This is a genomic window from Sphingomonas zeae (genome assembly GCF_014197135.1).
Taxonomy (GTDB): domain Bacteria; phylum Pseudomonadota; class Alphaproteobacteria; order Sphingomonadales; family Sphingomonadaceae; genus Sphingomonas; species Sphingomonas zeae.
This window is the reverse complement of sequence record NZ_JACIFA010000008.1, coordinates 91,496-105,868: the sequence shown is the minus strand read 5'-3', so window position 1 is coordinate 105,868 and position 14,373 is coordinate 91,496. Positions and strand designations below refer to the sequence as shown.

Genomic DNA, 14,373 nt, shown 5'->3' with positions numbered 1-14,373 from the left:
CCCCGTCCCCCGTCCGTGCCACAGGACGGTCATGTATCCAGCCACCGCGCCCGAAGGAGCCCGCGCATGACCGAATCCGATATCCTGATCGTCGGATCGGGCGCGGCCGGGCTGACCGCCGCGCTGAACCTCGCCGACCGGTTCAAGGTGACGGTGCTGGCCAAGGGCAAGCTGAACGAGGGCTCGACCGCCTGGGCGCAAGGGGGCATCGCCGCCGTGCTCGAACCCGGCGACACCTTCGACAGCCATATCGAGGACACGATGGTCGCGGGCGCAGGCCTGAACGACCGTGCCACGGTCGAGTTCGTGGTCGAGAACGCCCCCGCCGCGATCGAGCGGTTGCAGAAGCTGGGCGTCCCCTTCGCGACCGAGGGCAATATGCTCCACCTGACGCGCGAGGGCGGGCATTCGCATCGCCGTATCGTGCATGTGGCGGACGCGACCGGCTGGGCGGTGCTCGACGCGCTGCTGAAGGCGGCGGACGCGCATCCCAACATCACCATGGTCCCCGATCAGGTCGCGATCGACCTGGCGACCAGCCGCCACGAGATGCGCTATTCGGGGGCGGGGAATGTCTGGGGCATCTATGCCGTCGACCGCCGGACGGGCCGCGTCGTCCTGCACACCGCCCGCGCGACGATCCTGGCGACCGGGGGCGCGGGCCGCACCTATCAATTCTCGACCGCGCCCAAGGGCGCGACCGGCGACGGCATCGCCATGGCGTGGCGGGCGGGCGCGCGGGTGTCGAACATGGAGTTCATGCAGTTCCACCCGACCTGCCTCTACAACACCCAGGTCAAGAATTTCCTGATTACCGAGGCGGTTCGCGGCGAGGGCGGGCACCTGAAAATCCCCGAGACGGGCCACCGCTTCATGCCCGATCTCGACCCCCGCGCCGAACTCGCGCCGCGCGACATCGTGGCGCGCGCCATCGATCATGAGATCAAGCGGCTGGGCCTGGACTATGTCCATCTCGACATCAGCCACCAGTCGCCCGCCTTCGTCCGCGAGCATTTCCCCAACATCCACGAAAAGCTGCTGTCGCTCGGTATCGACATGACGGTGCAGCCGATCCCGGTGGTCCCCGCCCAGCATTATACCTGCGGCGGCGTGATCGTGGACCGCGACGGGCGCACCGACCTGCCCGGCCTCTACGCCGCGGGCGAAGTCACCCAGTCGGGCCTGCACGGCGCGAACCGCCTGGCTTCCAACTCGCTGCTCGAATGCTTCGTCTATGGCGAGGCGTGCGCCAACCATATCGCGCAGCATTGGGACGACCTGCCCCCGCCGCCCGCCATCCGCGCCTGGGACGAAAGCCGCGTCACCGATTCGGACGAAGAGGTGGTCATCAAGCAGAACTGGACCGAAATCCGCCGCTTCATGTGGAATTATGTCGGCATCGTGCGCACCACCAAGCGGCTGGAGCGCGCGCAGCATCGCATCCGGATGCTGACCGACGAGGTGAACGACTATTACGGCCATTTCCGCGTCACGCCGGACCTGATCGAGCTGCGCAACCTGCTCCAGACCGCCGAACTGATCGTCCGCTGCGCGCTCCACCGCAAGGAGAGCCGGGGGCTGCACTACACGCTCGACTATCTGGAGACGCTGGACGAGGCGATCGACACCATCCTGATTCCTTGATGCCTCCGTATTCCTCCCTGAAAGGGGAGGAATTGAAGATGTTTCGCATCTTATCGTGCCCTCGCGGCCTTTCGTCGCAAGCCCTGTGCGCGGGGATTTCCCCCGTCCGGTCAACACGTAAGGATGCTGATGTATAGCGGGGTACAGCGGTGACGAAGCGAGTATCGAGCGGCGGGCTGCGTTCATGGCCTGCCGGGTTTCTTCTCTTGGGACTCTCCGCATGCGGCGGGGATTCCCGTCCCGGCGCGACGGCCCATGCTCCCGGTGTTGCCGACCCCCAGGTCGAAGTGTCGATGCCGCTCCCCCCGCCCCGCCCCAGCCGCGCGCCCGCCGCGCCTGCCGGACTGGTATCGACGATCAACCGCCTGTCCGCCGGCTTCACCGGCAAGAAGGGTATCGCCGTCCGCGCGGTCGATGATGGCTGGACGGTCGAGGTCGGCGGCCGTCAGCGCCTGCCGCAGCAATCCGTTTCCAAGCTGTGGGTCGCGATCACCCTGCTCGATCTGCGCGACAAGGGCCGCGCTCGTCTGGACGAGCCGATCGTCGTGCGGCGCGAGGACCTGACCGTCTTTCACCAGCCGATCGCGATGCTGGTCAAGGGCGACGGATACCACACCACCGTCGGCGAGCTGCTGAAGCGTGCGCTGACGATGAGCGACAACACCGCCAACGACCGGCTGCTGACCTTTGTCGGCGGGCCGCAGGCGGTACGTGCGATGATCGCCGCCAAGCGGCTGGGCGATATCCGTTTCGGTCCGGGCGAGCGGCTGCTCCAGGCGAAGACCGCTGGCCTGACCTGGCAACCCGCCTTTGCGGCGGCGGGCGCGTTCCAGGCGGCGCGCAACCGGCTCGACCCGGCGGCGCGCAAGGCCGCGCTCGATGCCTATGTCAGCGATCCGCCCGATGGCGCCGCGCCGATCGCCATCGCCGATGCGCTCGCCCGGCTGGCGCGCGGCGAGTTGCTGTCGGAGACCTCGACCCGCATCCTGATCGACACGATGGAGGCCTCGCGCACCGGCCATGCCCGCCTGCGCGCCGCCGTGCCGTCGGGGTGGACCATCGCGCACAAGACCGGCACCGGCCAAGATTTGGGCCGCCGCAATGCGGGTTTCAACGATGTCGGCCTGCTGACCGCCCCCGACGGCCGCCGCTTCGCCATCGCGGTGATGATCGGCGACACGACCGAGGATATCCGCAAGCGCCAGCTGCTGATCCAGAATGTCGCGGCGGCGGTCGCCGACGCGGCGGGGCCGCCGAGAGGGCCGGTAGCGGTGGCGAATTGATCGTTACAGACGCCCAAACGAGCGAATGACTGACTTTTTGCGACAAGGGATGTCACCACCGCGGAGTAAAGAACTCAAACGTCCCACCAACCGCCGTAAAAATTATCCGATGCAAAGGATCAATCGCGCTTACCGCCAAGACGATCAGCACGGCAAAAGATGCCCACCGGGTTTTTCGATCGCCGACATAGAACCCGAGCAAGGCGGCCGAGCTTGCGAGCAGGAAGAACAACGCCCAGCGGTGAAGGAGCCAACCGTAATGTGGCGAAGATATAAGAGCGAATTGAAGCGCGAACGCTCCGAACATGAGTCCGAGCATGGCCAGAGCCAAACTGACAATTGGTCGGCCGGGGTAGGCTGCTGATTGCATGTGTCGAGAATACGCTGTGAGGGCCTTCGCACAAGTCCGCTTTCCAAGGCCAATCGACATTCATTTTATTCCTCCCCTGTAAGGGGAGGTGGCAGGCCGAAGGCCTGACGGAGGGGTGTCCCCATCGGAAAGGGCAGTCAAAGCTCGCGACCGGGGACACCCCTCCACCATGCTTCGCATGGTCCCCCTCCCCTTGCAGGGGAGGAATGGCAAATGTGCCGCGAACGTCGACTGGCTCTGGCGCACTGTACCACCGCAACAGCGTGACCCATCCGCCACAAACCCGAAAAACCGCTACCATCAGGGGCTGTTTACCCTCCCCCGCATCCGCTAAACCGCGCGGATCATGCCCCATCTCTATCTCGTCGACGGCTCCGGCTATATCTTCCGCGCCTATCACCGCCTGCCGCCGCTGACGAACAAGCATGGCGAGCCGGTGGGGGCGGTCTATGGCTATACGACCATGCTGTGGAAGCTGGTGGATGAGGTCAACGCCGCCGACGGGCCGACCCATATGGCGGTGGTCCTCGACAAGTCGTCCAAGACCTTCCGCAACGACATGTACGACCAGTATAAGGCGCACCGGCCTCCGCCCCCGCCCGATCTGGTGCCCCAATTCCCAATGATCCGCGACGCCACCCGCGCCTTCTCGTTGCCCTGCATCGAGGAAGCGGGTTTGGAAGCCGACGATCTCATCGCGTGTTACGCCCGCGCCGCTATGGCCGAGGGGTGGCAGGTCACGATCGTGTCGGGCGACAAGGACCTGATGCAGCTGGTCGAGGATGGCAGCCTCGACATGCTCGACACGATGAACAACCGGCGTCTGGGCGAGGCCTATGTCGTCGAGAAGTTCGGCGTCGGCCCAAAACAGCTGGGCGATGTGCTCGCGCTGATGGGCGACAGCGTCGACAATGTGCCGGGTGTGCCGGGCGTCGGCCCGAAGACCGCCTCCAAGCTGATCGTCGAGCATGGCGATCTCGAATCCGTCCTCGCCGCCGCGCCCGAGATGAAGAAGGGCAAGCTTCGCGACAATCTGATCGAACATGCCGACAATGCCCGGCTGTCGAAGCGGTTGGTCACGCTGGAGTGCAATGCGCCGCTGCCACAGCCGCTGGAGGAACTGGCGCTGCATCCGACCATCCCGGATGCGCCGCTGCGCGCGTTCCTGGAGCATCACGGTTTCCGCTCGCTGATCGCCAAGATGGGCCAGATCACCGACGACGCAGCCCCCGTACCCGCCGCCGGAGAGGCCGCGCCGTCCGCGCCGATGGACGATGACGAGCCGTGCAATCTCGACGGCTATACGACGGTGCAGGACCTGGAGACACTGGACCGCTGGGTCGCGGAGGCGCAGTCTCAGGGCTTCGTCGCGATCGATACCGAGACCAGTTCGACCGATGCGACCCAGGCCGAGCTGGTCGGGGTCAGCCTGTGCCTCGCGCCGAACAAGGCGTGCTACATCCCCTTGGGCCATGGCGGGACCGATCTGCTCGCCGAGGTGCCGGTGCAGATTCCGGTCGCGGCGGCTTTGGAGCGGATCAAGGCGCTGTGCGAGGATCCGTCGGTCCTGAAGATCGGCCAGAATCTGAAGTTCGACATGATCGTGCTGGGCGAGCGCGGCATCGCCATCGCGCCGCATGACGACACCATCGTCATGAGCTTCGACCTTGATGCGGGTTTGCATGGCCATGGCATGGACGAACTGGCCGCGACGCATCTGTCGCATACCTGCCTCGCCTTCAAGGAGGTGGTCGGCACCGGCAAGAAGCAGCTCGGCTTCCACGAGGTCGACCTCAAGCTCGCCACCCGCTACGCCGCCGAGGATGCCGACGTCACGCTGCGGTTGTGGAAGCGGTTCAAGGCGCGCCTCCCAATGGAACAGGCGACCCGCGTCTACGAGATGGTCGACCGCCCGCTCGTCCCCGTCATCGCAGGGATGGAGCGGCGCGGGATCAAGGTAGATCGCGACCGCCTGTCGCAACTCTCCACCGAGTTCGCCGGGCAGATCGCCGCGCTGGAGGGCGAGATCCACACGATGGCGGGCACCCCCTTCACCATCGGCAGCCCCAAGCAGTTGGGCGAAATCCTGTTCGACCGGCTCGGCCTGAAGGGCGGGCGCAAGGGCAAGTCCGGCGTTTACTCGACGGATGTGACCGAACTCGAACGGCTCGCGCGCGACGGCGGCGAGGCGGCGGAGATCGTGCGCAAGATCCTGGAATGGCGCCAGCTGTCCAAGCTGAAGAGCACCTATACCGACGCGCTCCAGGCGCAGATCAACCCCAGGACCGGCCGCGTCCATACCAGCTACAGCCTGACCGGCGCGCAGACCGGCCGCCTGTCCTCGACCGAGCCGAACCTGCAGAACATCCCGATCCGCACCGAGGTCGGGCGGCAGTTGCGCGAGGCGTTCATCGCCGAGGAGGGCCATGTCCTGATCGCCGCCGACTATTCGCAGATCGAGTTGCGGCTGGCCGCGCACATGGCCGACGTGCCTGCGCTGCGCGAGGCGTTCGCCAATGGCGACGATATCCACAGCCTGACCGCGATGGAGCTGTTCGGCGAGGTCAATCGCGACACGCGCGGACGCGCCAAGACGATCAACTTCGCCATCCTCTACGGCATTTCGCGCTGGGGTCTGGCGGGTCGCCTCGACGTATCGGCAGACGAGGCGCAAGCGATGATCGACCGCTATTTCGAGCGGTTTCCGGGCATCAACCGCTATATCGCCGAGACGCTGTCGTCCGTGCGCGAGAAGGGGTTCACCGAGACGCTGTTCGGCCGCAAGACGCATTTTCCGCGCATTGCCTCGCGCAACCAGGGGGAGCGGCAGGGGGCCGAGCGCGCCGCGATCAACGCGCCGATCCAGGGGACCAGCGCCGATATCATCAAGCGCGCCATGGTCCGCATGGAACCCGCGCTCGCCGCCGCTGGCCTGGGCCATGTGCGGATGCTGCTTCAGGTGCATGACGAACTGGTGTTCGAGGCGCCCGAGGCGGATGCCGAAGCGGCAGGGGCCGTCATCCGCGAAGTCATGGCGGGCGCGGCCGAACCGGCGGTTTCGCTGTCGGTGCCGCTAGGCGTCGAGATCGGGGTCGGCAAGAGCTGGGGCGCGGCACATTGATGCGCGTCGCCGGTGACACCCCTCCGCCAGACCTTCGGTCTGCCACCTTCCCTTACAGGGGAGGAAATCCTGGCAATCGACACAAGCCCCTCCCCTTTAGGGGAGGGGTTGGGGTGGGGCGTGTCCACCAGTGTCGCATCCGCGGCGATGCCCCACCCCCGGCCCCTCCCCTGAAGGGGAGGGGTGAGTCCATATCATGCCATCCTGGTACGGGACTCCGCGCCCGCTGATGGCCCAGACCCAGGACATCGACACGCTCGCCAAGGGGGGGCGCACCAATATCGCGGGCTTCGTCCTGCGACTGGCGGCGCGCATCCCCTTCCTGTTCATCGCGGGGCGCATCTATGGCCCCGATCTGGTCGGGCGCTTCGCCATTGCGGTGGTGGTCGTCGAACTGGCGGCGCTGATCGCCACCCTGGGCATGAAGCGCGGGCTGGCACAGGCGCTGGCCTCGACCGACCGACCGCATGTCCATATCGTGTGGGACGCGATGGCGCTGGCCTTCCTCGCCTCGGTCGCGGCGAGCGGCGTGCTGTGGAATTTTCCCGAGCTTCTCTATCCCAACAGCGCGATCACCGGGCTGGACCGATGGCTGCCCTGCATCATCGTCGCCATCGCCTGGTCCGACGTCAGTCTCGCCGCGCTCGCCTATCGCCATAACGTCAAGGCGACCGTCACCGCGCGCGCGGTGGTCGAGCCCTGGACCATCTCGATCGCGGCCTGGGTCTTTTCCTTCTTCACCATCCGCGACGGCCTGGTCCTGTCCTATGTCGCATCGATGACGGCGGCGCTGATCGCCAGCCTGGTGCCCTTCCTGCGCAGCTATGGCCTGCCCCATGGCTGGAGCCCGCAGCTGTCGCGCGTCTTCGCGCTCGCCCGCGCCAATGCGCCGCTGGCGGGGGCCGACGCGCTGGAATGGGGCACGCGCAATGTCGACCGCTTCATCCTGGGCGTGATGTTCGAGCCGCGCGTCGTCGGCATCTATTATATGGCGCAGCAGGTCGCCTCGCTGCCGCAAAAGCTGAAGACCAGTTTCGATCCGATCCTGGGTCCCGTCATCACCCAGAGCCTGGCCAATGGCGACATGGGCGCGATCGCGCGGCAGGTGCGACAGGTCGCCTTCTGGATCATCGCGGCGCAAGGGTGCCTGGCGCTGATGGGATCGATCCCGGGCGAGGCGGTGATGGGCGTGGTCGGTCCGCAATTCGTCTCCGGCACCGCCGCGCTCGCCTTCCTGCTGTTCGCCGAGGTGCTGGCCTCGACCGGCGCGGTATGCGAATCGGCGCTTGTCTATACCGCGCGGCACCGCAACCTGATGATCTCGATCGCGATGCTGGGAGTGCAGATCGGGCTCAGCTTCGCGCTGATCCTGGGAATGCGTTCGCTCGGCTGGCCCGAGACCTGGGCGGCGGCGGGGCCAGCAGTGGCGCTGGCGATGAGCGTGACGATGACCTCGGTCATCAAGGCGCGGGTGCTGTCGGGGATATTGAAGGCGCCGGTATCGCCCTTCCGCTGGCCGCTGGTCTGGGCGGCGGGTGCGGCGGTCGTGGTGGGGGCCATTTTCACGCTGTTGCCCAAGCGGCTGGAATGGGCCGAACTGCTGTTCGGCGAACCCGCGATCGCGGCGACCTATCTGCTGATCCTGTGGCGCTGGGCGTTCGGCCCCGCCGACCGCGCGCTGTTCGGCAAGGCTCCGACCGCAGAGGAAGCGACCTTGCCCAACGCGGGCGGGATCACACGGTAAAAAATCCTCCCCGGTACGGGGAGGTGGCGGGCCGTCAGGCCCGACGGAGGGGGCTTGCCACAAAGGTCATCCCTCGTCGCAAGCCCCCTCCACCATCCTTCGGATGGTCCCCCTCCCCGGGCAGGGGAGGATCGGATCAATGCCGGAAGTGGCGCATTCCGGTGAACACCATCGCCAGACCCGCTTCGTCCGCCGCCGCGATCACCTCGTCATCGCGGATCGATCCGCCCGGCTGGATGACCGCCGTCGCGCCCGCCTCGACCGCCGCGAGCAGCCCATCGGCGAAGGGGAAGAAGGCGTCCGACGCGACCGCCGAGCCGATGGTGCGGGGCTCTGCCCAGCCCGCCTTCTCGGCGGCGTCCTTGGCCTTCCACGCCGCGATCCGCGCCGATTCGAGACGGTTCATCTGCCCTGCGCCCACACCAGCGGTCGCGCCGCCCTTGGCATAGACGATCGCATTCGACTTCACATGCTTGGCGACGGTCCAGGCGAAACGGCAATCGGCCAGTTCCTGCTCCGTGGGCGCGCGCTTGGTGACGACCTTCAGCATATCGTCGGTCAGGCGGCCATTGTCGCGGCTCTGAACCAAGAGGCCACCCGCGATCGACTTCATCATCAGGCCGGGGCGTGCCGGGTTGGGCAGTTCGCCCGACAGCAGCAGGCGCAGGTTCTTCTTCTTGGCGAAGATCGCGCGCGCCTCGGCGCTTGCATCGGGGGCCACCACGACCTCGGTAAAGATGCCCGAGATCGCCTCGGCCGTCTCAGCGTCGAGCGGGCGGTTGCAGGCGATGATGCCGCCGAACGCCGACACCGTGTCGCAGGCGAACGCCGCCTGATAGGCCTCCAGCAGCGTCTCGCCGCTCGCCACGCCGCAGGGGTTGGCGTGCTTGACGATCACCACGGTCGGCGGGCCGTCGATGAACTCCGATACCAGTTCCAGCGCGGCATCGGCGTCGTTGAGGTTGTTGTAGCTCAGCGCCTTGCCCTGCAACTGCTCGGCCTGGGCGATGCCCTGAGCGCCCTTTTGCGGCAGATAGAGCGCGGCGACCTGATGCGGGTTCTCGCCATAGCGCAGCGTTTCGGGATGGCGGGTAAAGGCCAGCGGCAGGGTCGCCGGGAACGCCTCGCCCTGGTCGACAAAGCCGAACCATTGCGCGATCGCCGAGTCATAGGCGGCGGTGGCGGCGAACGCCTTGGCGGCGAGGCGCTGGCGGGTCTTGAGCGTCGAGGCGCCGTCATTCGCGGCCAGATCGGCGAGGAAATCGGCATAGTCGGCCGGGTCGGTCAGGATCGACACATAGCCATGGTTCTTGGCCGCCGAGCGGACCATCGATGGGCCGCCGATATCGATATTCTCGATGATCTCGGGCCGCTCCGCACCCTTCGCCACCGTCTGCTGAAAGGGGTAGAGGTTGACGACGACCAGATCGATCGCGCCGATGCCATGCTCGGTCATCGCGGCGGCGTGCGCAGGGTCGTCGCGCACCGCGAGCAGGCCGCCATGGACCATCGGATGCAGCGTCTTGACCCGGCCGTCCATCATCTCGGGGAAGTTGGTGACTTCCGAGATGTCGCGCACCGGCAACCCTGCTTCGCGGATCGCCTTGGCGGTGCCGCCGGTCGAGACGAGATCGACCCCACGCTCCGCCAGCGCACGCGCCAGGTCGATGACGCCGGTCTTGTCGGATACCGACAAGAGCGCGCGGCGAACCGGCACCAGATCGACGGAAGGAGCGGTGGGGAGCGATACGGCCATCGGGCAGCGAGTCCTACAAATGGGGAGTTTGCGGACCCGATAGACTCCGATTCGCCGAAGCGCAAAATGTTCCTCCCCGGCACGGGGAGGTGGCAGGGCGTAGCCCTGACGGAGGGGAGCTTCCACACAGGTCGTCCCCTAGTGGCACTTCCCCTACACCACCCTGCGGGTGGTCCACCTCCCCGTGCCGGGGGGATTTTATGGATTCGCGCGAAGGCGCGGATAACGCGGAGGGGTTTCGCCCGGTGACAAACCCCTCGGATCGTCAACCGGCCGGAGTAGAAGCCTTGTCAGAGCGGCAAGCCAGCCATCTCTGCGTCCTCCGCGCCTTCGCGCGAACCATCACTCTCAAAGCGCCCGCTTGAACGCCCAGCTGACATGCGCGCCGCCCGCTGGCGTTTCGCCGGTCACGACCAGTTGCTGCGTCGCCACCGGCCGTCCGGTGCCGTCGATCCACAGCGACTCCTCGATCGCCAGCGTGCCCCCACGACAACGGAACTGCCACAGCGCGCCGTCATCGAGGCGCAGGATCGCCTGGCCGCTTTCCGCCGTCACCATCGCCTCGACCCCGTCGCCGAGGTGGAAACGGAGCGCGAAGTTGGTGCTGCCCGGCTGCCGCTTGCGGCCCTGCGGCAGCAGCGCATCTTCGCCGCGCAGTTCGCGCCCGTCGCCGGTCAGCAGCAACTGGCGGCGGTGGGTAAAGCCATAGCGGCGGACATAGCCGTCATGACTTGCCTCGATCCGGCTGGCGGCGTCCGATTCTTGGCGGCTGAGTTCGACCTCGGCCACACCGCGCCCCAGCGTGCCATCGGCATGGATGGCGGTCGAGTTGCTGTCACCCAGCGTCAGCGTCGAGTGCGCCGCCGTGGTGCGCAGGCCGTGCGCCAGGCTGGCGGGGACCTGCGCCACGGTCGCGCGCGCGCCGCCGCAATTGACGACGATCCGCTGCGCGCCGTCCGAAAACTCGAAAGCGAGGGTGGAGGCACAGCCGCCCTCGATCGCGCGGGCGATCGGCGGGGGCGCCGCGTCCATCACCAGCACCGCCTGCGCCGCCGCGAGACGCTGATACCCCCAATCGCCCGCCTGGCGCAGCGGCCGGGTGCGCACGCCCGACGCCTCGATCACCGCCGCGATCCGCTCGGGCGTTTCGGGGCCGGAGCCTTGCCAGCTCGACAGCGCACGGTCCCCGTGCATGACGCCCAGCAGCGCCGAGATCATCCGCTGCAACCGGGCTTGAAACTGCTCGGGGAAGGGGAGCCCCCGTGCGTCATAGACCTCGCGCATCATGGTCAGCAGCATGACCGCATCGAGCTGCACCGCCGGGCTGCGCGCGATGATCCCGCCATCGGCGAACAGCCCGGTGTCGAGCGCGCGGGCCAGCCCCGCCTCGCCGAACGCCTGACGCGGATCGCCGCCAGCAAGCAGTAACCCGGCCGCGATCACCCCGCACCACGAAGCGATCCGTGCCACGCCCGCCGGCGCCTTATCGGCACCCCGATCCAGATGCCGGGCACCGCGCGCCATGGTGTTGAGCACGCGCGAGCGATAGACGAGATCGGTCGACGACAGGATCAGCGGCGCATGCGCGGTCCAGAACAGGATACGCCGCCCCCACAGATCGGGGCGCCACGCCACCGCATCGACCGTTTCGGCAAAGGCGTCGAGCCAGCGGCCCATCAGATATTCGGCGATCGGCGCGCCTTGCGCCCGCGTCGCCACGGTCGACAGATCGCGCAGCCAGGCGAAGCTGTGCAGATGATCGGCGAAGCCGGTCGACCAGTCGGGCCGAGCGAAGTCGATCGATTCGACGCCGCGTTCCTCGCCCCGCCAGTCGAGCACCCCGCCGAGCAAAGCATGACCACGCTCGATATCGCCCAGGATCGGGTCCTCGGGCACGGCCATCAGCTTCAGCGGATGACGCCCCTTCAACCGCAGCGAATGGAGCGGCGTGCGCCAGGTCAGCCGGTGGAGATGCTCGCTCAGTCGATCGGCGAGCGACAGTCCGCCGGTCTGGACGCGAACCAGGCGCTTGCCCTCTTCGATGCTGTCGGCGGCGATTCGGGCCTCTTCGGCCCCCATGCGATCGCGCATTCCGCTCAACCGCGCAAAGCGGCGATGTTTGCGGCGTAATGCTCCGGGCCACCCCGGAACGCGGCCGTGCCCGCGACCAGCGCGTCAGCGCCCGCCTCGATGCAGCGCTTCGCATGGGTGGCATCGACACCGCCATCGACCTCCAGATCGATCGCGCGGCCCGAATGGTCGATCATCTTGCGGATCGCCGAAATCTTCTTGAGCTGGCTGTCGATGAAGCTCTGCCCGCCGAAACCGGGGTTCACGCTCATCACCAGGACCAGGTCGACCATGTCGATCAGGTAATCCAGCATCTTGGCCGGTGTCGCGGGGTTCAGGACGACGCCCGCGCGCTTGCCCAGCCCCTTGATATGCTGGATCGTGCGGTGGATGTGCGGCCCCGCCTCCGGGTGGACGGTGATCGTGTCGGCGCCCGCTTCGGCAAAGGCATCCAGATAAGCGTCGATCGGCGAGATCATCAGATGCACGTCGAACGGCTTGGTCGTGTGCGGGCGCAGCGCCTTTACCACCGCCGGGCCGATGGTGATGTTGGGCACGAAATGCCCGTCCATGACATCGATATGAATCCAGTCGGCACCGGCGGCGTCGATGGCCCGGACTTCTTCGCCCAGGCGGGCGAAATCGGCGGAAAGGATGGAAGGAGCGATACGCACGGGAAGCATGGTTTTCACCTGTACCGACATATCGCCCCCAAGTCAGCCTTTGCGTTGCAACATCGCGATGAAGAACCCGTCGAGCCGCCCTTCCTTTGCGAGCATCGTCGGCAGGGTGCGGATCGTGCCCTCATCCGTCACGCCCGGCCATTCGCCGGTGATCGGGACCAGCGCATAATCGGGGCGCTGTTCTAAAAACGCCGCGATCTGCCCTTCGCCTTCCTCCGGCTCCAGCGAACAGGTGGCATAGACCATGGTGCCGCCGGGTTTCAGCCAGTCGGCGGCGCGGGTCAGGATCATCCGCTGCAATTCCGCCATCTCGGCGATGATCGCCGGGCGGACGCGGTAGAGGACGTCCGGGTGACGGCGGAAGATGCCGCTGGCGCTGCACGGCGCGTCGACCAGGATGGCGTCGGCCTGCTCCTTCGGGCTCCATTCACGCAGGTCGGCGGTGACGACCGCCGCCGACTGGTTGGTGCGTTCCAGATTCTCGGTCAGGCGGGCTAGGCGCGACTCGGACTGGTCGATCGCGGTGACGGTCCACCCGGCGGCGGCGAGTTGCAGCGTCTTGCCCCCGGGCGCGGCGCACAGGTCAAGCACATGACCCTTGCCCTCGCCCAGCAGCCGCGCGGGGATCGAGGCGGCAAGGTCCTGCACCCACCAGGCACCCTCGTCGAAGCCCTGCAACTCCATCACCGAATGCCCCGAAGGCAGACGGACATGGCCAGGGAGCAGGCTGACCCCGCCCAGCTTCTCCGCCCATTCATCGGTCGCAGTGGGATCGGCCAGCGTCAGGTCGAGCGGCGGCGGGGCGGCGATGGCATGGGCGGCGGCCTCGACCATATCCTCGCCCCAATTCGCTTCCCAGCGCGCCTCGGTCGCGTCGGGCAAAGCGGGTATTTCGGGCAGGAGCACGCCGCTCTTGGTGATGGTGCTGAACACGCCATGGACCAGCTTGCGCGGACCACCATCGACCAGCGGCAACACGGTCGAGATCGCGGCGTGCGGCGGGGTGCCCAGCGCCAGCACCTGGACGAGCGCGATGCGCAGCGCGAAACGCGCCTTGGCATCGTCGGGCAGCCGCTGCTTGGTCGCCGAGTCGATCAGCGCATCGAGATCGGGCAGACGACGCAGCGTCTCGGCCGCGATGGCGTGTGCCAGACCACGATCGGGGCCACCCGGCAGCGCGCGTGTCGCCGAGGCGAGCGCCGCCTCCAGCGGTTCACCCCGACGCAGCACGGCGTCGAGCAAGCGAATAGCGGCGCGGCGGGCGGCGGTGCCCAGCGGCTCGGTCGGGCGCTGCTGCCGCCCACGCCGGTCCTCGCCCTTGGGCGCACCCCGGCGATCGGGTCGGCCACGGGTCGGCGATTGGGGAGGACGTGTCACTTGGCAAAACTCCTGTCAGCCCCGACATGGGCTGCAATATTCCGCCCCTTTAGTCGAAAGGACCGCCCATGGGCCAGCGCCCCGACCATGTGAAGCCGCCCGCGTACCTGTCGCCCAATCCGCCGGTGCCGGAACCTCAGGTGAAGCCGGAGCCGGAAGCTGATCCGTTGGGAAAGAATCCGGTGCGCTATGGGGATTGGGAATTGAAGGGCGTAGCGGTCGATTTTTGATCTAAGGCCCCGCCTGCTTCTTAAGCCCCTCCCGCAGGCGGGAGGGGTTTGGGGAGGGTAAGGAGCCTCGCAGAGTTGATCGCTTGCGGCTTGCC

The 14,373-nt window shown here is 67.2% G+C and carries 10 protein-coding genes; 5 read left to right on the top strand and 5 right to left on the bottom strand.

Annotation, left to right across the window (positions count from 1 at the left end; translation table 11 throughout):
- Window positions 1–66 precede the first annotated feature (66 nt).
- Window positions 67–1,644 (top strand): L-aspartate oxidase, encoded by a 1,578-nt coding sequence (nadB, locus tag GGR45_RS12990; RefSeq protein ID WP_175311181.1) that lies wholly within the window; start codon window positions 67–69, stop codon window positions 1,642–1,644.
- Between the two features lie 293 nt (window positions 1,645–1,937).
- Window positions 1,938–2,927, top strand: a complete 990-nt coding sequence (locus GGR45_RS12985) for a serine hydrolase (protein ID WP_285161360.1) — start codon at window positions 1,938–1,940, stop codon at window positions 2,925–2,927.
- Window positions 2,928–2,979: 52 nt separating this feature from the next.
- Here GGR45_RS12985 and GGR45_RS12980 read toward each other — a convergent pair whose 3' ends face one another.
- Entirely contained in the window at window positions 2,980–3,357 is a 378-nt protein-coding gene (locus GGR45_RS12980; protein ID WP_175311180.1) for a hypothetical protein, read from the bottom strand.
- A gap of 286 nt (window positions 3,358–3,643) precedes the next feature.
- On the opposite strand from GGR45_RS12980, the gene polA reads away from it, so the two are divergent.
- Complete coding sequence (gene polA, locus GGR45_RS12975) at window positions 3,644–6,418, top strand: DNA polymerase I (RefSeq protein WP_175311179.1); 2,775 nt, start codon at window positions 3,644–3,646, stop codon at window positions 6,416–6,418.
- A gap of 229 nt (window positions 6,419–6,647) precedes the next feature.
- Complete coding sequence (locus tag GGR45_RS12970) at window positions 6,648–8,162, top strand: lipopolysaccharide biosynthesis protein (protein ID WP_175311255.1); 1,515 nt, start codon at window positions 6,648–6,650, stop codon at window positions 8,160–8,162.
- Between the two features lie 136 nt (window positions 8,163–8,298).
- Here the strand turns inward: GGR45_RS12970 and purH are convergent, their stop codons facing one another.
- From purH to GGR45_RS12950, 4 genes are all read right to left on the bottom strand, one after another.
- On the bottom strand, window positions 8,299–9,918 hold the full coding sequence (gene purH / locus GGR45_RS12965) for a bifunctional phosphoribosylaminoimidazolecarboxamide formyltransferase/IMP cyclohydrolase (protein ID WP_175311178.1): 1,620 nt from the start codon (window positions 9,916–9,918) through the stop codon (window positions 8,299–8,301).
- 348 nt (window positions 9,919–10,266) lie between these two features.
- Window positions 10,267–12,009 carry a heparinase II/III family protein gene (locus GGR45_RS12960; protein ID WP_175311177.1) on the bottom strand — a complete coding sequence of 581 codons (1,743 nt, stop codon included), beginning with the start codon at window positions 12,007–12,009 and terminating at the stop codon, window positions 10,267–10,269.
- A gap of 5 nt (window positions 12,010–12,014) precedes the next feature.
- The gene (rpe, locus tag GGR45_RS12955) at window positions 12,015–12,671 is read right to left on the bottom strand and encodes a ribulose-phosphate 3-epimerase (RefSeq protein WP_175311176.1); all 657 of its coding nucleotides are present in this window, start codon (window positions 12,669–12,671) and stop codon (window positions 12,015–12,017) included.
- 33 nt (window positions 12,672–12,704) lie between these two features.
- Complete coding sequence (locus tag GGR45_RS12950) at window positions 12,705–14,048, bottom strand: RsmB/NOP family class I SAM-dependent RNA methyltransferase (RefSeq protein WP_415640797.1); 1,344 nt, start codon at window positions 14,046–14,048, stop codon at window positions 12,705–12,707.
- A 68-nt stretch (window positions 14,049–14,116) separates the two neighbouring features.
- On the opposite strand from GGR45_RS12950, the gene GGR45_RS12945 reads away from it, so the two are divergent.
- Window positions 14,117–14,278, top strand: a complete 162-nt coding sequence (locus GGR45_RS12945) for a DUF1674 domain-containing protein (protein ID WP_175311175.1) — start codon at window positions 14,117–14,119, stop codon at window positions 14,276–14,278.
- Window positions 14,279–14,373 lie beyond the last annotated feature (95 nt).

Coding starts and splice junctions, on each gene's coding strand:
- GGR45_RS12960 (WP_175311177.1), bottom strand. CDS start 12,009: ATGCGCGATCGCATGGGGGCCGAAGAGGCCCGAATCGCCGCCGACAGC.
- rpe (WP_175311176.1), bottom strand. CDS start 12,671: ATGCTTCCCGTGCGTATCGCTCCTTCCATCCTTTCCGCCGATTTCGCC.
- GGR45_RS12945 (WP_175311175.1), top strand. CDS start 14,117: ATGGGCCAGCGCCCCGACCATGTGAAGCCGCCCGCGTACCTGTCGCCC.
- polA (WP_175311179.1), top strand. CDS start 3,644: ATGCCCCATCTCTATCTCGTCGACGGCTCCGGCTATATCTTCCGCGCC.
- GGR45_RS12980 (WP_175311180.1), bottom strand. CDS start 3,357: ATGTCGATTGGCCTTGGAAAGCGGACTTGTGCGAAGGCCCTCACAGCG.
- nadB (WP_175311181.1), top strand. CDS start 67: ATGACCGAATCCGATATCCTGATCGTCGGATCGGGCGCGGCCGGGCTG.
- GGR45_RS12985 (WP_285161360.1), top strand. CDS start 1,938: ATGCCGCTCCCCCCGCCCCGCCCCAGCCGCGCGCCCGCCGCGCCTGCC.
- purH (WP_175311178.1), bottom strand. CDS start 9,918: ATGGCCGTATCGCTCCCCACCGCTCCTTCCGTCGATCTGGTGCCGGTT.
- GGR45_RS12970 (WP_175311255.1), top strand. CDS start 6,648: ATGGCCCAGACCCAGGACATCGACACGCTCGCCAAGGGGGGGCGCACC.